Here is an 18473-nt window from a genome sequence, read left to right as displayed (position 1 = left end):
TTCATTACTTTTGTATACTTTTGCTACAAATTTTATATCTTATCCTATATTAATAAACTACGCATACCGGTAGTTGTTTACTATAGATGAATTTGCTCTAAATTCATGATAAAATTATAGTTATGATTTGAATATTTGGATTGTTATACCAGGAGGTAGAGGTATGAAAGAATCTATAAATTTAAGACTAATGACTTTCAATATACTTGTTGATCGTAGAACTGATGAGCCATATTCATGGGAATATAGACGTGAACAGATATTATCTATATTGAAATACTATAATCCAGATATATTTTGTATCCAAGAAGCTTTAGAGAACCAAAAGGTTTATTTAGAAGAAAATCTTCCTGAGTACTCCTGCTTTGGTATAGGACGTAATGATGGAAATCTATCTGGAGAGCAGGTACCTATTTTCCATCGTAAAAATATGTTTGATTTAGAAGATCAGGGATGTTTTTGGTTATCAGAAACTCCATCTATTGCTGGTTCCATTGGCTATGATGCCAAGTGCCCTCGTACTGTTATATGGAAACAATTAAAACATAAAAGCTCAAATAATACTTTCATTATTGCAAATACTCATTATGATCATGTCGGCAAGGCAGCAAATTCAAAAAGTATTCATGTAATAAAAGAACAGCTTTCACTATTTAATGAGAACATTCCAGTAATTCTATGTGGAGACTTCAACTCCTCCGAACAAGCTCCAGCCTATGACGAGATTCTATCCCAAGGCTTCATAGATGCTTCGAAGACAGAAACAACTATTTATTATAGTTTACCTTTTACCTATCATCGTTTTATGATGAGTGAATATAAGTCAAATATGGAATCCCTACAGCGACAACATGATAGAATCTTTAGAGCTATTGATCATGTATTTTACCATGGTTCAATTGAGTTTACTCAATATGGCGTGCTACCAGATAATAGATCTGGAGTATATCCTTCAGATCACTTTCCTGTATTGTGTGACTTTAATCTTTGATTCAATATTTTAATAATAGTTTTAAGTCTAGAGCCGTCAATATTTAAAAGCCGTACATATAAGGAAATTTCTATTCCTCATTATATACGGCCTTTATTTTATAAAGCACTTTTATTAAATTTACGAGCTGACTTTAACAATATTACTTAAATTAAATGGTTATGCAGGAGATGCTATATACTACTTGTCTTAAAAATAAACTTCTCAATTAGTTCTGCAACAACGCCTTCGTTATTATCGGCACTTGTGGTGTAGTCGCAAGCCTTTTTTACATCTTCCACAGCATTTCCTGCCGCTACTGATAAACCTGCAACTTTTAACATAGCCATATCGTTATAGTTATCTCCTACTGCAATTGTATCCTTCATATCTATATTTAGTATCCTCGCTAAATCTGCTAATCCTTGTCCTTTATCTACACCTAAAGAATTAAACTCCATATAACGATTTGATGAATAACTAACGGAACAGTATCCATGTACTATATCCTTCATAGCAGGTTCTAAGCTCATTAAATATGGTACATCTATATTTTGATATAAAATCTTAGCTATTAATTCATTTTCTAAAAAATCTACAGTGTTTTCTTCCATAATAGTGCATTCAAATTTTTGATTCCCAATTCTTAACTTTTCACTATCTGACAAATTGTATATGTATAGCTTGTCTTTTGTGTAAACATGAATACAAACATCCTTGGTTAATCCATACTCAAAAATTTCTTTCATTTTATTAAAATCTAAACCTTTAAACTGTAGCAACTTATTTTCTTTGTTTTCAGTTAATGCACCTCCATTAAAAGAAAGAACATACTCACCCAGTTCATTATATAAATCTAATATTCTTAAATCTGTCTGAATAGAATTATAGCCTCTTCCTGTGGCTGGAACAAATTTCACTCCAAACTCTTCCTTGGCCCTTTTAATAAACTCAATATTTTTTTCACAAATTACATGATCATCATTTAATAAGGTTTCATCCATATCACAAGCAATTAGTTTATATCCCATATCAATTTTCCTCTCTTTCATTTCCCGTTGTATTTATTGTATACAAAAAATTATGTTATAACTTAATATTTTCTAAATAAGAAAAAACGAGTGATATCAATTGATACCACTCATTATATAATTCTAGAAGCTTAAGTCTTCTCCGTTTGAACCAATTACTTTTTTATACCAATAGAAAGAATCCTTTCTGCTTCTTGTAAGAGGTCCATCGCCGTTATCATCCTTCTCTACATAGATAAATCCATAACGCTTTCTCATCTCTCCAGTACCTGCAGAAACTAAGTCAATGCATCCCCATGGAGTATATCCCATTAAGTTAACTCCATCTTCTTCTACCGCTTCCTTCATTGCCTCAATGTGTCTAGCTAGGTATTCCATACGATAAGTATCATGGACAGATCCATCTTCCTCCACTTTATCAATAGCTCCCATTCCATTTTCAACAATAAATAAAGGTAAGTTATATCTTTCTTGCAATCTATTAAGTGCAAGTCTCAATCCAACTGGATCAATCTGCCATCCCCAATCAGTTGCCTTTAAATAAGGATTTAAAATTGAAGTAGACATATTTCCATCAGTCACAGTTTTATTTTTATCAGAGCTCACAACTGAACTTGAGTAATAAGAGAATCCTATATAGTCAACAGTACCATTCTTTAATAGCTCATCGTCTCCATCTTGCTTTTCTAATTTTACACCTAATCTCTCATACTCTTTTAATTTATATTCTGGATAAACCCCACGACATTGAACATCAGAGAAAAAGTGTCTTTGTTGATCGCTTTTCATTAATTTCAATTCATCTTCAGGATTACAAGTAAGTGCATAAGTAGACCCATATGCAGTCATCATACCAATCTTGAAATCTGGATTAATTTCATGACCTAATTGTACAACCTTTGAACTTGCTAAAAACTGATGATAAACTGCTTGTGCTCTTGATTGATCATCATTTTTAATAACTCCACCTGCAAAAGTAGGCATATGATCCATTATATTAATTTCATTAAAAGTCATCCAATACTTAACCTTATCTTTATATCTATTAAATATAGTTTCGCAGTATCTTACATAGAAATCTATAACTCTACGATCTAACCAACCACCATAATTGTTTGTTAAAGCAAGAGGTGTTTCATAGTGAGAAATTGTTACCACTGGTTCAATATTATATTTAAGTAATTCATCAAACACATTATCATAAAACTCTAGACCTTTTTCGTTAGCAAGCTCATCATCCCCATTTGGGAAAATTCTTGCCCAATTTATAGATAATCTAAAGCAGTTAAATCCCATCTCAGCAAATAATGCTATATCTTCTTTATAATGATGATAAAAATCTATAGCCTGGTGACTTGGGTAATATTCTCCTTCATGACATTCTAATACAGCTTCTTCCGGAATTGATTTAAAAGGAAAAGTTGGTTGAGACTTCTTTGTTCCATCTGGCATAGTATAAGTTATTCTCCTAGCTGAAGTGTGACTTCCATTAGTCATTACGTCAGCAGTACTTAGGCCCTTACCATCCTCTAAGTATCCCCCTTCAAATTGATTAGCAGCTGTAGCTCCTCCCCATAGAAAACCTTTTCTAAATCCCATCTTCATTATCTCCTCTCTTTAATCCAAGTATGTTTGTACATTTTCAGTTAACGCTTAATAATCGGTGTACCAACTTATAATTTCAACACTGTGCTTTGGCAGCACTGCTTATCTAACTGGTATATCTTTAAATAAATTTTTTTCTTATGATATAATCATATATAAGAAACATTACAATTTAAACATTTTGATTACATATTAGAATGTGATTTCATTTTTTTTAGCTATTTTCTATAGAATGATGAAATCCTATTCCTATTGATGTATCACTTCGTAATAAGCTTATCATTTTTAAATTCTCTCACCAGAAGCTGTGAGAGTTTTAAAAATAGATTTTGGTTCGAAGTGATGCATCCTTATCACTTACATATATTGAAAAGAGGACTGTACTTATGCTTATCTCAAATAAACTTGAATCTATAGATTCTCTATCAAAATCTGAAGAAGTTCTTGCCAATTATATTCTTAATGAAAAAGAAAACATTGAAAATCTATCCACTAAAGATTTGGCAAACGCAACTTATACTTCGCCCTCGACAGTAGTCCGACTATCACAAAAGCTTGGTTTCAGTGGGTGGAACGAACTTAAAGAAAAGTATATTGAAGAACTTCAATACTTAAACAACCATTTTTCTGATGTTGATCCAAATTTTCCATTTGAAGCTCACGATTCTTTTATAAATGTTGCTTCAAAGGTTGCACATTTAGCAGCTAATAGTATTGAAGATACGCTTTCTCTTTTAAAGAATGATGAGTTAAAAAAGGCGGTGGATCTACTTAATAAAGCGCAAATGATTAATGTATATGGCAGCAGTAATTCACTACTTATGGCATATGATTTCAAACATAAAATGCTTAGAATAAATCGCCATGTTGAAATTATGAATTTACCTGGTGAGCAAATGGTGGTTGCTTCAAATTCCTCACCTAAAAATTGTGCTATATTAATTTCTTATTCAGGAGAAAACGAAGAGGTTTTAAAAATTGCAGAGATGTTAAAAAATAAAAACACACCTACAATTGTACTTACAAGCATTGGTGAGAACACCTTAAGATCCTTTGGTGATTGTGCTTTTTCTATATCTACAAGAGAAAAACTTTATTCAAAGATTGCAACATATTCAAGCAATGATTCTATTCATTTAATTTTAGACATTCTATATTCTTGCTTATTCAAGATTAATTACAATTTCAATCTAGAATATAAGACTAATATTTCAAAAGAAATAGATCCAAGATTTTCAACCATTAACTTGATAAAAGAGCAAAATGAACTTTAGAAAAGTGTTATTTGTAAGTACTATCTTAAGGTACTGTGTAGAAATTAAAAGAAACTACTTCAATTAGAATAAACTAATTGCAGTAGTTTCTTAAATATATGATGCTTATTTACTCAAAACTTCCTTAACTTTTTGTAATGCTACCTCTATAACTTTATCCATATCATAATATTTGTACTCTCCTAGACGTCCTCCAAAAACAACTTTACTTTGAGATTCAGCGGCTAACTTGTACTTTTCATACAATGCACTGTTTCTTTCATCATTTACAGGATAATAAGGTTCATCTCCTAGTTTCCATTCTGCGCTATATTCACGGCTAACAACAGTTTTAGGCTGTGTTCCAAATTCGAAGTGCTTGTGTTCTATGATACGGGTATATGGAGTTTCGCTATCTGTATAATTTACTACAGCATTACCTTGAAAGTTTTCCATATCCAAAACTTCTGTTTCAAATCTTACACTTCTATATTCCAAAACCCCAAACTTGTAGTTAAAATATGCATCAATAGGACCAGTATAAACCACTTTATCCGCAATACTATCCCATTCATCTTTATCTTGTAAATAGTCTACATTCAACCTTACCTCAATACCCTCTATCATTTTTTCAATCATCTTAGTATAACCACCCTCAGGTATACCTTGATATTTGGCATCAAAATAATTATTGTCATATGTAAATCTTACAGGCAATCTACGAATGATGAATGCAGGCAATTCATTGCAAGGGCGTCCCCATTGTTTTTCAGTATATCCACGTATAAGCTTTTCATATATATCCACACCTACTAAATTTATCGCTTGCTCCTCTAAATTTCTAGGGTTTTCAACAAAGCTTTCACTACGCTGCTGTTCTATTTTTTTCTTTGCCTCATCTGGTGTTATAACTCCCCACATCTTATTAAATGTATTCATATTAAAAGGTAAGTTATATATTTCTCCATGATAATTTGCTACAGGACTGTTGGTATATCTATTGAATTCTGCAAATTGATTCACATAATGCCACACTTCTTTATTGTTGGTATGAAAGATATGAGCTCCATACCTATGTACCTGAATATCTTCAATTCTTTCAGTATAAATATTTCCTGCAACATGATCACGCTTATCAATAATAAGACATGTTTTCCCAGCTTTTCTAGCTTCTTGTGCAAATACTGCACCGTATAATCCTGCCCCCACTATTAAAAAATCATATTTACCATTCATATAAGTCTTTCTCCTCAACATATATTTTTCTTTTCCTATAAAAATATCTTTCTATGATTTTTATCATAGAAAGATATCTAACTATACTAAAGTTTATAAACTATTATCTATGTGATTCTTCTTGATTAATTAAATCCAACTAATCTTTGTGATATTTTATATGCTCCCACAGCAATGCTACGACCAATTTGTCCAGGCAAATTCATTATTCCACCCATAAATCCGTATCTAAGGCTATTATACAACTCTAAATCAGTATCTTTAATATACTTCCATAATTCTTTTTTCTTCTCTAAGTTTTCTGTTGTTCCAGAACGTATTAATAAGATAGTAGATACTACAGTAACAATTTCTAGGTAGTTAAACATATACTTACGAAGCTTTATATTATTAATATTTTCTAATTGTACTTGCTCTATCATAAGCTTGTTTACTTTGATCTGTTGATCAATTCTTTTTATCATTACACTCTCATTAACTGATTGATCTCCTCTACCTATAAAATATCTATAAAAATCGACATTAACATAGTAGATTTTATTAACATGTTCAAGTGGAACATATACAAATAAGTTATCAACATAGAAGGTATGCTTTGGCAGCTCTAATCCACAATCCTTTAACAATTGTGTTCTATAAATAACAGAATGCATCAATATATACTGCCCTTTTCTAAAATGCTTGATATCATCCCAAGTAAAGATTGTCCCTTCTGGAAGTGCATTTTCATACTTCATAACCTTCTTATTCTTTGCACCTTCTTTTTCATAAACAAAATTACTTATAAACATATCAACAGGAGTTTCAGCTGAAGTTAGTTTTTTCAACGCCCTTAATATTTCTTCATATGCACTAGAATCTACCCAATCGTCGCTATCCACAACTTTAAAATATAGTCCTGTTGCATTTCTGATTCCAGCATTTACAGCCTCTCCATGTCCTCCATTTTGTTGATGTATCGCTCTTACGATAGTTGGATATTTTCTTGCGTATTCATCTGCAATCTCTGCTGTTTTATCAATAGAGCCATCATTAACTATTAATAGTTCTATACACTCTCCCCCTGGCAACAGAGACTCAATACAATGTCTCATATATTCTTGTGAATTATAGCAAGGAATTACTACCGATAATAATTTCATTCTAACACTACCTTTTCTAATTATCTCTTTAGGATAAGTTTTAAAATTTATTTTTAACTTCTATTTATCTTTTGACTTCTTCTTACTTAGAAGCTTTCTTCTTTCCTTTAATAAATGTTTCAATCCTTTAAAGAAGTTACCGTTAACTATCATCAAAATTCCATCTAACATAGGCATATTCACTACACCGCCTGTAACTCTAGCTATTCCTCTAAATGGCATATGGTAGATAGACATCATAATAATATTTGCTGTACTTCTCTTTCCAATCTTTTTTAAAAACCAGTATGCAAAAACAATAATATGATATGAAAGCCTTGCAAACAATCCCTTTGCGTACTTACATTGAGCTATAGTATCGTTGTATCCAAGAGGCTTACTCCTATCCCATGTTGAAACAGGCACCTTACGTCCAAGTAAATTTTCAAATTCTTCTACGCTAACATTATTTGCTTTTCCTGAATAGTAAGATGGAAGAAGTTCTTTGTCATACGGAAGTGGTGCACCAGTTCCTTCTATATTGATCGAAGACTCTAATCTTATATCTGCACTTGATGCTCCAACCATAATTTTATATTCTGCTTCTTCAATTTCCCATCTATTTGTTTTAACATTAAAATAGCGGAAAGCCTTATCATCAAAAGGTATAGTTACTGTCTTTGTCTCTCCTGCATTTATAAATACCTTTGTAAAACCTTTTAATTCTTTTTTAGGTCTAAAAATCGCCTCTGATTTGCATCCTACATATAGTTGTGCAATCTCCATTCCAGCTACTTGCCCTGAATTGGTTAAATTAAATGTTACTCCATATTTACTTACATGTATATCTGAATATTCAAAAGTAGTGTAACTAAGTCCATATCCAAAAGGGAAAAGAACCTCTATATCTGCTGTATCATAATAGCGATAACCAATATAAATTCCTTCTCTATACTCTACACTTACTTCCTTTCCCGGAAAATTGTGATAAGATGGAGTATCTTCATAACGAATTGGATATGTTTCCGCTAATTTACCAGAAGGATTCACATCCCCAGATAAAACCCTAAGTATAGCTCTAGATCCAGCCTGTCCACCTAAGTATCCATGTAGTACGGCTTTCACTTTGTTAATCCACGGCATCTCTACTGCAGAGCCACAAGAAAGTATTGCAACAATATTGGAGTTAACTTTGTATAATGCATTTAATAAATCCATTTGGTTATCAGGAATATTCATACTATGTCTGTCCAGACCATCAGCTTCTGTAACTTCATCTAGTCCTATATATAAAAGGATGACATCTGCCTTTTTTGCAAGTTCACATGCCTTCTCTATTTTTTTCTCACTTTTCTTCCCATAACGTTCAAAACCTGGCTCATAACCAATGCTGACAATTCCTGATTCATTAAAACAATATAATGTATGATCTAGAATTGTTGGATTTACTATAGAGGATCCTGCACCTTGATATCTTGCATTCTTTGCAAAATCTCCTATTACAGCTACCTTTTTACCGTACTTAAGTGGTAGAATATTATCTTCATTCTTAAGTAGTACTATAGACTCTTCTGCCACTTTTTGAGCTACTCTATGATGCTTTTCCACCTCAAACTCAATATGAGATTTCTTGTATACTTCCTCAGTGCTAAAGATAAGTTCAAGTAACCTATCAACACACTCATCCAATACTTCTTCTTTAATTTTTCCACTTTTAATTGCCTGAATTATTTCTTCGTTTGTCTCCCCTGCCGTTGTAGGCATCTCTAATTCATTGCCAGCAATTAGCCCTGCTATACGGTCATTACTTCCGCCCCAATCAGTTATTACACATCCTTTGTAATTCCATTCCCCTCGTAAAATATCCTTCATAAGGTGCATATTTTCATTTGTATAAGTACCATTTAACTTATTATAAGATGACATTATAGTCTTAGTTCTGCCTTCTTTAACCGCAATTTCAAATGCAGTTAGATATATTTCTCTAAGTGTTCTTTCATCAACTATAGTATCAATAGCCATACGTCTCTCTTCTTGATTGTTGACGCAAAAATGCTTAACACAGGCAGAGATTCCCTGTGATTGAATCCCTCTTATATAACCTGCTGCCATTTTACCTGCAAGATATGGATCTTCACTAAAATACTGAAAGTTTCTACCGCATAGAGGATTTCTTTTCATATTAACTCCAGGCCCTAGCAGTACATTAACTTTTTGAGAAATAGCTTCTTCACCTAGATACTCTCCAACTCTTTCTCCTAGTTCATCATTCCAGCTATTTGCTACTGTTGCAGCCGTTGGAAAGCATGTTGCTGGAATCCCCTCATTAAGTCCTAGATGATCTGCAGCTACTGCTTGTTTTCTAATACCATGAGGTCCGTCAGCAAGAAACATACTATTAATTCCAAGTCGCTCTATCTCTTGAGTCTGCCAAAAATCTTTTCCTGACATTAAAGACGCTTTTTCTTCTAAAGTCATTTTCTCAATTAATTCTCTATACTTCATCTTCTATTCCTCTTTTGGCATTTACAGCAAAAAGCAAACACTGCTGAAATACCTAACTCAATTTTGAAATCTATGGATGTACAACTTCGTAATAAAACTTATATTTTTATATTCTCTCACTTGAATCCGTGAGAGCCTTAAAAATAGATTTCGGTTCGAACTGGTACATCTTTAATTATTGTCTAATGTATGTTCTTATTTATAAAACCTTAAAGATCGTAAGTGCACTTAATATCAGATAATAGTATCCATAACATTCAATATAAAAGCCTATTTGAAAAGAGCTATGTTACATTCTGACGGTTTAAATAATTTATCACAGCTCTTATAACCTGAAGATTAAATTTACTTTAAAAAGTTTCTTATAAAAGAGGCTTTTTAAAGTAAATTGTACCATTTAGAATCATTATAATTTAAAACAACTATATCATCAAGTATCAACACTTAAAGAAAATAATGTCATCAGCATTTCTGTTGGTTGTATTTATCTTTAATGTATTCTTAATTATTTTAGTTCGAATGTAAAAAAGTCAAAACTTCCTTTTCCTTTAAACTCAAAGTAAAGTGCTTGTTTTCCATCATTTAATTGTATATCTGATTCAAACTTAGAGATTTTATTACATGTATTTATAATAATTCGTGCAACTGGCTCCATACAATCTAGTGTGCTTCTTATGACAACCTGTCCTTTAGCATTACCTTGTATTTCAATAGCTATTTTTTTAATGCTGTTTACTGAAAAATACTTAAACCCAGCAATTGATCCTGAACGAAAGTTAGCTATATATTGATTAGGATTATCCTCTCTATCCCTTCCCTTTTGTGTGATATAAGGATGACTTAGTAGACTTAATCTAGAGAAAAGTTTATCATATCTACCTGTACCATTTTTAGACATCAAGTTACAGACTATACTAGTGCTATATCTCCCTACGCCTATGAGAGGCTCTCGGTTTAATCCACAGCTTGTCATTTCTACCTGCCTTATCATATCACTTTCTTCAATGCTAATTGGTTCCGCACAGCCTTGACGAGAATAAGAGTGCTTATTTGTCTGCCGATGATAAAAAACATACCACTGTTTATTCACTTCAACTATGCTACCGTGATTATTTCCTATATAGTTATAAGCATTTTTTTCATCTGAATTGCCCTTTAAAAATATATCTCCGTTGCTTATTATGGTACCTCCATATTTAAATTCCCCCATTGGGTTATCACTAACAGCATAACAAAGTTCATGGTTATGGACAGAAGAATAAATAAAATAATATTTACTCCTGACTTTTCTAATTGAACTAGCCTCAAAGAATTCATGATTCTCAAATCCTGTTCCAGTTGCTTTACCTACCTTATTGAAAATAAGCTTAGGCTCACGCTTAATTGTCACCATATCTTTTTCAAGTTCAATAACATATCCACCATCCATTATGTGCTGCTTTAAACCTGTAGCTATTGCTGGAAGTGGAACCTTAGGCGCAAATCCAGAATATAGATACACTCTACCATCATCGTCCACTAAAACCCCTGGATCAAATGGAAACACATCTCCACTTGCTTTCCCCCACACTCTTCCATTTGAAAAGTGAACATGACCATAAAACTCATATTTTCCAGCAGGGGTATCACTTACCGCAACTGACATCACACCTGTAAAACCTACAGTATAATACAGATAATATCTTCCATCTAATCCTCTTGCCACGTCAGGTGCATAAAGGCTATGCCTTGCTTTTCTATTTAATGGATCCTGAGTCTTCTTATAAATGATTCCTTCATATTTCCAGTCTTTTAAATCATCTACTGGTGTAGACCAACATACGTAATCATTCATGCAAAAAAATGGTCCATTGAAACGATCATGAGATCCAAAAACATAAAGGCGATCCTCAAATACATAAGGTTCACCATCAGGAATATATTCATGACTAGGTAAGTACGGATTAAATACCTGTCTCTCCATAATTCTTAATACCTCATAAATTATATTTTTTATGAAAAACAGCTTCAAGTTATACCTGAAACTGTCTTTCATATTTATTTAGATAAAACTTCTAATATGCTATTGGGTTGAAATAGCTATTTTGTAATTACATCTATATTTTATCAAGCAAAGGGGATCGCTTTATAGATGTACCAATTCGAACCGAAACCTATTTTTAAAACTCTCACAGCTTCTGGTGAGAGAATTTAAAAATGATATATTTTATTACGAAGTGGTACATCCATAATATAACTTTCAAATATTATTACGTTAATGCTACCTTGCACCCGCAAGTTTATCTTCTTCCTTATCTTTAAATATAATCTTGAATATAGGGAAAAATACCCAAAAGGAAATAGCACAATTTATAATTATTGTGATGAAATCAGCTATGGTCTCACCAACCGATCCCATTCCAAATGTATTCATTAACAAATTATATATAGGAGCTTTATAAAGACCTTGAAGTGCCGCTGCACCTATAGATATAACAATATAAGCTACTACATACCAAAAAGCAGACTTCCATACATTACCGTTAGATTTAAATGTAATATTTCTCTGTGCAAAAAAGTTAATAATTTGTGCAATAGCCATTGTTATCTGAACTGCAAGGAAGTAAGCTAACCCGCCACCCCCTCCTGACGAAATTGTACCAGCTGCATAATTAAATACATAGTAAGCACTACCATCAAAGTTGTGTCCAACTTGCAGTATTTGAAAATTTGTATCTACTAATGTAGTTAATCCAAATATCTCCTTAAATAAAGGCATTAAAATCATTTGCAAAACTGTTATTCCATTACTCAGCATAAAAAACACTAAGAATTGAGCTGTACCAGGATGTTTTGCCTTATACTTAGTCCATAAGTCTATTACTCCTGAAAATATACTTTTATTCTTTACTTTTTCATTGCTCATTTTAACTCTCCTTTATAACTGTTGCCATTGCTCCACTGCTTTTATTTTTCTTTACTAGCTTATTTCTTTCCTTTAGTAAATGATTTAAGCCCTTGAAGAAGTGACCATTTGCTATCATCAAAATACCATCAACCATTTGTATATTTGCTACTCCACCTGTCATTCTTGCTATACCTCTAAATGGCATATGATATATAGACATCATTATTACATTGGCCGTCATTCTTTTTCCTATCTTCCTTAAAAACCAATATGCAAAACTAATCATATGAAATGCAAATCTTGCAAACAAACCTTTAGCATACTGGCACTGTGCAACAGTATCGTTATAACCAAGAGGTTTCTTTCTATCCCAAGTTGCTACTGGCACTTTCCGTCCAATTAGAGTTTCAAACTCTTCTTTACCAACATTGTTCGCTTTTCCAGAATAATATGACTTAAGCAATTCTTTCTTATATGGAAGAGGTGCTCCTGTACCCTCAATAAAGACACTATCTATCAGCCTTATATCATCACTTGATGCACCAATCATTATTTTATAATCTGACTGTTCTACTTCCCATTTATTTGTTTTCACATTAAAATATCTGAATGTCTTATCGTCAAAAGGTATTGTCACAGTTTTTGTTTCACCCGGATTTATAAATATTTTTGCAAATCCCTTTAGTTCTTTTTTAGGTCTAAATATTTCCTTAGATCTGCACCCTACATATAATTGAGCAACTTCCATCCCAGGAACATTACCAGAGTTTGTTATCTTGAAAGTAACCTTATCTTTGTTTACTTTAATATCCGAATATTCAAAAGTTGTATAGCTTAGCCCATACCCAAAAGGAAAAAGAACATCGATATTAGCTGTATCGTAGTAACGATATCCTATATAGACAGATTCCCTATACTCCACACTTACTTCTTTTCCAGGGAAATTATTGAATGAAGGAGTATCTTCGTAATGTACTGGATATGTCTCTGCTAGTTTTCCTGAAGGATTTACCTCACCTGACATAACTCTAAGCATTGCTCTTGTACCTGCTTGACCACCCAAGTAACCATGTAATACTGCTTTTACTTTTTTGAGCCATGGCATTTCTACAGCAGAACCACAAGATAGAATTACAACTATATTTTTATTAACTTCATATAAAGCATCTAATAGATCTATCTGATTATCTGGAATTTTCATGTCTTGTCTATCTAGCCCCTCAGCTTCAGTAGCCTCATCTAACCCAATATATAAAAGGATGACATCTGCTTTTTTAGCAAGTTCACATGCCTTCTCTATTTTTTTCTTACTCTTTTTCCCATAGCGTTCAAAACCTGATTCATATCCAACACTTTCAAATTCTGATTCTTTAAAGCAATCTAATGTATTGTGCAAAATAGTAGGATTCACGATAGATGAGCCTGCACCTTGATATCGTGGCTTTTCAGCAAAGTCTCCTATTATAGCAACTTGAGTTCCTTTTTTTAGAGGCAATATGTTTTCATCATTTTTTAGAAGAACAATTGATTCTTCTGCAACCTTTTGCGCTACCCTATGATGTTTTTCTTTACTAAACTCACGGTTAGATCCCTTAGAAACTTCTTCTGTAGTAAAAATAAGTTCAAGTAATCTATCCACACATTGATCTAATACTTCCTCTTTGATTTTTCCACTTTTAATTGCCTGTATTATTTCTTCATTGGTCTCTCCTGCAGTTGTAGGCATCTCCAACTCATTACCAGCTACTAATCCAGCTACACGATCGTTACTTCCGCCCCAATCTGTAACTACCACACCATTAAAGCCCCATTCCTTACGAAGTATATCCTGCATAAGATGAGTATTTTCATTTGTATAGGCACCATTTAGCATATTATAAGAAGACATTATAGATTTAGTCTTACCTTCTTTAACTGCAATTTCAAATGCAGTTAAATAGATTTCTCTAAGGGTTCTTTCATCCACAACTGTATCAATTGCCATACGTCTCTCTTCTTGATTGTTTACACAAAAATGCTTAGCACAGGCTGAAATTCCTTGAGATTGAATTCCTCTTATGTATCCTGCTGCAATCTTACCAGCAAGATATGGATCTTCACTAAAATATTCAAAGTTTCTTCCACATAAAGGATTCCTCTTCATATTAATCCCTGGCCCTAAAAGTACATTAACTTTTTGCGCAACCGCTTCTCTACCAAGATATTCTCCAACCTCTTCTCCTAAAGCTTCATTCCAACTATTTGCTACAGTAGCCGCAGTTGGAAAACAAGTTGCTGGAATACTGGGATTAAGTCCAAGATGGTCTGCAGCTGCAGCCTGTTTTCTAATACCATGAGGACCATCAGACAGAAACATGCTACCTATGTTTAAACGCTCAATATCCATGGATTGCCAAAAATCCTTACCGGATGTTAGTGATGCTTTTTCTTCTAAAGTCATGCGACTTATTATTTCTGCATATTTCATATCTCACCTCTATATATATATTGATGTGCCACGTCGTAATAAAATTTGTTATTTTTAAATTTTCTCACCAAAACCCGTGAGAATTTTAAAAATAGATTTTGGATCAAAGTGACACATCTTTAGATGAACCACTTCATAATTAAATATATATTTTCAAATTCTCCTCTAAGAACCTAGAGGAGTTTTGAAAATACATTTTGGACTGAAGTGTTTCATCTTTAGCCAAGACTGCCTTGAGGCAGTCTGGCTGTTTAAGTTTCTCTTATATCAAAAATTTATAAAATTCTAAACTTCAACTTCTTCTTTCTTATTGCTTTTTTTAAAGCTAACAACTAGACCTGCTAATATAGCTAGAACAAGTACAACATCAACACCAATTGTTATCTTAACCCATACTGGAGTATCTGTACTTAAACCATCTGTAATAGCTCCACTATTTGCAATAGTATATAACATATTGTGAGAAGCTTCTCTTAGCGACCATAAAGTATCATTGCTCTTAGTATTAGCAGAAGGTACTCCCATAGGTGCTACACCAGTAAGGTAAGTATCGTTTCCTGCACGGATACCAAGTTCAAATACCATGTATGGATATGCGCTTATGCCGCCTCCATTCATATAGAAGTCAGTGTCGATCATACCTTTGAAGCCCCATTCATTACGAAGAATCTGTTTAAGCAGACCTGAACTTGCACCAGCCCAAGTGTTACCTACACTATTAAAGGAAGACATAACAGCCTTAGCACCGCCCTCTTTAACTGCAAATTCAAATGGTTTCAAGTAAATTTCACGAATTGTTTGTTCATTAGCCCAAGTTAATACTCCGAAAGTACGGTTAGTTTCTTGATCATTTAATGCAAAATGCTTCATGTAAACATATCCGCCCTTACTTTGATATCCATTAGTAACTGCTGCTGCTATCTTACCTGCAACAAGTCCATCTTCAGAATAATATTCAAAGTTTCTTCCACCGAATGCTGTACGGTGAGTATTCATAGCAGGTGCATACCAACCAGTAACACCATAACTATTAGCTTCAGCTCCAATGCATTGTCCCATAGACTCTGCAAGTTTAACATTCCATGTAGAAGCTACTAAAACTTCTGAAGGGAATGAAATACCAGATACCTTTGTTTTAGCAAGGAATGAACTAATAGCTGAAGGTCCATCATAATCAAGAGTAGCCGGTTTACCAACAGAAGCAAGTTCTACTGTCTTATATCCTCCATGTACTACTAAGTTAACCATATCATCTACTGATAATTGATCAAGTAAGGCATCCCAGCTCTTATCATTAATATCAACACCTACATAGTCTTTCAACTTTTTGCCATTCTTTGCGTCAGTAGTAGGCGCTGAAGTTTTGGTATCAGAAGGCACATCATATCTCTTACTGCTAACATATTTAACAAAGCTTGAATCTACTAAAGTACCTTTTACTGCAGATGTTGTCTTACCATCTGCTGATTTAACAGTATAAGTTTGATTCTTATCAATATCCTTAAGATTTGCAAAACCATTTGCTCTTGAAAGATATGTTGCTATACTTCCTTCTCCTGTAACATTGCCATCTAATTGATTTACAGCTGTTTGCTTATCAGTAGAACGAGCTGTAGAATCGTAAACAATTTGAGAAAGATTCTTTGAAGCTACATCAGCTATCTTTTCATGAGAGTTATTCATAAGCATAAGCTTGTATTCACCTTGCTCAAGAACATATCCACCTTTTGCAGTGTAAGCTTTATTAGAATCATATGATGCCATATCTTCTACTTTAAATGAAAGTGTAACTGTCTCTGATTCTCCTGCCTTAATTTCACCTGTTTTTGCAAAAGCGCCAAGGACAATTGAAGACTTTTCTAGTTTTCCAGTATAAGGTGCGGAGTAATATAACTCTACTACATCTTTTCCTGCCACTGATCCAGTGTTTGTTACTTTTACCTTGACAGATATATCTTTATCATTCCATGATAAACTATCTGGAATTACTTCTTGCTTAAAGTTTGTGTAGCTTAATCCGTAACCAAATGGATACATTACCTTTTGATCGTAGTTTATAGCTCCTTCTGATGCAGCAGTTTCATAGTATCTGTATCCTACATAAACACCTTCTGCATAGTCAACATAATTTAATCCAACTTTTCCTGAATCAAATGCTTGTGAGTATGACCCATCTGCATTTTTAACAACATAATCATAGTTTCCAAAGTTCTTCATTGAAGGTGAATCTAAAAGATCTGTTGCATAAACGTCTACAGTTCTACCAGATGGATTAATTGTACCTGCAATAACTTTTCCAAGAGAGTTGAATCCGTTTTGTCCTGGACCTCCGATATTTAATACACTCTTAATTTGGCTATAATTTTTAACCCAGCTAAGTTCAAAAGTATTACTGCTATTAACAACAAGAATTACTTTATTAAAGTTCTTTGTAACAGCTTCTACCATACCTTTTTCTCTATTGCTAAGTTCAAGATAATGCTTGCTTGCATCAAGATCATCCTTATTACCAAATCTTTGACCTGTTGGTCCTTGTTGACTTCCTTTTTCATTAAAAGTATCAGCACCATCTAAGCTTGTTGGAAGATCTGCGCCTTCTCCACCTGAACGTGCAATAAATATAATTGCAGTATCTGAGAAATCCTTAGCTTGCTTCATTCTATCAGCTGTATAAAATGATGCTTCTGGCTCAGGAATAGTCCAGTCTTGTCCATTCATACCTACTATTGGTCTTTGCATTTTTAATGCAGTATAATCATTATATAGAGTATCGTTTACTTGGAAGCCAGCAGCTTCTAATCCTGCTTTTGGTGTAACTGCAGTAGATGTATCTGTTGAACCAGAACCAGTACCACCGTAGATAGGATTTGTAAAGCTCCATCCAAAAACGTTTACTTTAGTCTTATTTGTAGTTGTTGTTTTTAAAGGAAGAGTATTATCCTTGTTTTGAAGAAGAACTATTCCTTCATTTGCGATCTGCTCAACAAGAGCTTTTGATTTGTCACGTGCTGCAACAGATTCCTTACTAGTAGTGTTCATTGTAGTAAAATAAGATGTAATAATTTCTCTAAATTGATATAATGCAATGTTTACCCCGAATACAATTACAAGTAAACCTGCCAATACAGCTCTCGTTATTATACGAGATTTCTTCTTACTCATTTTTTTCTTTCCCATACCTTCTATTCCCCCTAATTATAAGATTAATGATGCAAAAAAAATTTACCTCCCATTAACTTAATCACGCGTTTTCTTCCCCCCCATATTTTTTACTAATCTCATATGATCCCTTACAAATCGTTACTTTGTAAAGCTTATCACCCTTACAAGATTAAATTTAGCACATTGTGGTAGCGACCTCAATCAACCAAAAGTTCGGTATGTTAACTTTTAGTTGC

11 protein-coding genes are annotated in these 18473 nt (G+C 33.2%); 2 read left to right on the top strand and 9 right to left on the bottom strand.

What is annotated here, in order from left to right:
• Positions 1-163: 163 nt before the first annotated feature.
• Complete coding sequence (locus OCU55_RS19135; protein WP_261853893.1) at positions 164-991, top strand: endonuclease/exonuclease/phosphatase family protein; 828 nt, start codon at positions 164-166, stop codon at positions 989-991.
• 173 nt (positions 992-1164) lie between these two features.
• Here the strand turns inward: OCU55_RS19135 and OCU55_RS19130 are convergent, their stop codons facing one another.
• Positions 1165-2001 (bottom strand): Cof-type HAD-IIB family hydrolase, encoded by an 837-nt coding sequence (locus OCU55_RS19130; protein ID WP_261853892.1) that lies wholly within the window; start codon positions 1999-2001, stop codon positions 1165-1167.
• Between the two features lie 123 nt (positions 2002-2124).
• Positions 2125-3600, bottom strand: a complete 1476-nt coding sequence (locus OCU55_RS19125; protein ID WP_261853891.1) for a family 1 glycosylhydrolase — start codon at positions 3598-3600, stop codon at positions 2125-2127.
• 392 nt (positions 3601-3992) lie between these two features.
• Here OCU55_RS19125 and OCU55_RS19120 point away from each other — a divergent pair, with 392 nt between their 5' ends.
• Complete coding sequence (locus OCU55_RS19120) at positions 3993-4880, top strand: MurR/RpiR family transcriptional regulator (protein ID WP_261853890.1); 888 nt, start codon at positions 3993-3995, stop codon at positions 4878-4880.
• Positions 4881-4985: 105 nt separating this feature from the next.
• Here the strand turns inward: OCU55_RS19120 and glf are convergent, their stop codons facing one another.
• The 7 genes from glf to OCU55_RS19085 form a co-directional block, all read right to left on the bottom strand.
• Positions 4986-6095, bottom strand: coding sequence for a UDP-galactopyranose mutase (gene glf / locus OCU55_RS19115; RefSeq protein WP_261853889.1), 1110 nt, complete (start codon positions 6093-6095; stop codon positions 4986-4988).
• Positions 6096-6220: 125 nt separating this feature from the next.
• Positions 6221-7237, bottom strand: a complete 1017-nt coding sequence (locus OCU55_RS19110) for a glycosyltransferase family 2 protein (RefSeq protein WP_261853888.1) — start codon at positions 7235-7237, stop codon at positions 6221-6223.
• A gap of 60 nt (positions 7238-7297) precedes the next feature.
• Positions 7298-9721, bottom strand: a complete 2424-nt coding sequence (locus OCU55_RS19105; protein WP_261853887.1) for a beta-glucosidase — start codon at positions 9719-9721, stop codon at positions 7298-7300.
• 505 nt (positions 9722-10226) lie between these two features.
• Positions 10227-11684, bottom strand: coding sequence for a family 43 glycosylhydrolase (locus OCU55_RS19100; protein ID WP_261853886.1), 1458 nt, complete (start codon positions 11682-11684; stop codon positions 10227-10229).
• A 297-nt stretch (positions 11685-11981) separates the two neighbouring features.
• Entirely contained in the window at positions 11982-12626 is a 645-nt protein-coding gene (locus tag OCU55_RS19095; RefSeq protein ID WP_261853885.1) for a hypothetical protein, read from the bottom strand.
• Position 12627: 1 nt separating this feature from the next.
• A complete protein-coding gene (locus OCU55_RS19090) occupies positions 12628-15075 on the bottom strand; it encodes a glycoside hydrolase family 3 C-terminal domain-containing protein (RefSeq protein WP_261853884.1) in 2448 nt (815 codons plus the stop codon).
• 285 nt (positions 15076-15360) lie between these two features.
• Positions 15361-18252 carry a beta-glucosidase gene (locus OCU55_RS19085; RefSeq protein ID WP_261853883.1) on the bottom strand — a complete coding sequence of 964 codons (2892 nt, stop codon included), beginning with the start codon at positions 18250-18252 and terminating at the stop codon, positions 15361-15363.
• Positions 18253-18473 lie beyond the last annotated feature (221 nt).

The sequence above is a fragment of the Clostridium folliculivorans genome (genome assembly GCF_024341905.1).
GTDB classification, from domain to species: Bacteria; Bacillota; Clostridia; order Clostridiales; family Clostridiaceae; genus Clostridium_AR; species Clostridium_AR folliculivorans.
This window is presented reverse-complemented; position numbering and strand designations above follow the sequence as displayed.

What these genes read in the sequence shown, in the direction of transcription:
- OCU55_RS19135 (WP_261853893.1), top strand. Translation starts at nt 164, where the DNA reads ATGAAAGAATCTATAAATTTAAGACTAATGACTTTCAATATACTTGTT.
- OCU55_RS19130 (WP_261853892.1), bottom strand. Translation starts at nt 2,001, where the DNA reads ATGGGATATAAACTAATTGCTTGTGATATGGATGAAACCTTATTAAAT.
- OCU55_RS19125 (WP_261853891.1), bottom strand. Translation starts at nt 3,600, where the DNA reads ATGGGATTTAGAAAAGGTTTTCTATGGGGAGGAGCTACAGCTGCTAAT.
- OCU55_RS19120 (WP_261853890.1), top strand. Translation starts at nt 3,993, where the DNA reads ATGCTTATCTCAAATAAACTTGAATCTATAGATTCTCTATCAAAATCT.
- glf (WP_261853889.1), bottom strand. Translation starts at nt 6,095, where the DNA reads ATGAATGGTAAATATGATTTTTTAATAGTGGGGGCAGGATTATACGGT.
- OCU55_RS19110 (WP_261853888.1), bottom strand. Translation starts at nt 7,237, where the DNA reads ATGAAATTATTATCGGTAGTAATTCCTTGCTATAATTCACAAGAATAT.
- OCU55_RS19105 (WP_261853887.1), bottom strand. Translation starts at nt 9,721, where the DNA reads ATGAAGTATAGAGAATTAATTGAGAAAATGACTTTAGAAGAAAAAGCG.
- OCU55_RS19100 (WP_261853886.1), bottom strand. Translation starts at nt 11,684, where the DNA reads ATGGAGAGACAGGTATTTAATCCGTACTTACCTAGTCATGAATATATT.
- OCU55_RS19095 (WP_261853885.1), bottom strand. Translation starts at nt 12,626, where the DNA reads ATGAGCAATGAAAAAGTAAAGAATAAAAGTATATTTTCAGGAGTAATA.
- OCU55_RS19090 (WP_261853884.1), bottom strand. Translation starts at nt 15,075, where the DNA reads ATGAAATATGCAGAAATAATAAGTCGCATGACTTTAGAAGAAAAAGCA.
- OCU55_RS19085 (WP_261853883.1), bottom strand. Translation starts at nt 18,252, where the DNA reads ATGGGAAAGAAAAAAATGAGTAAGAAGAAATCTCGTATAATAACGAGA.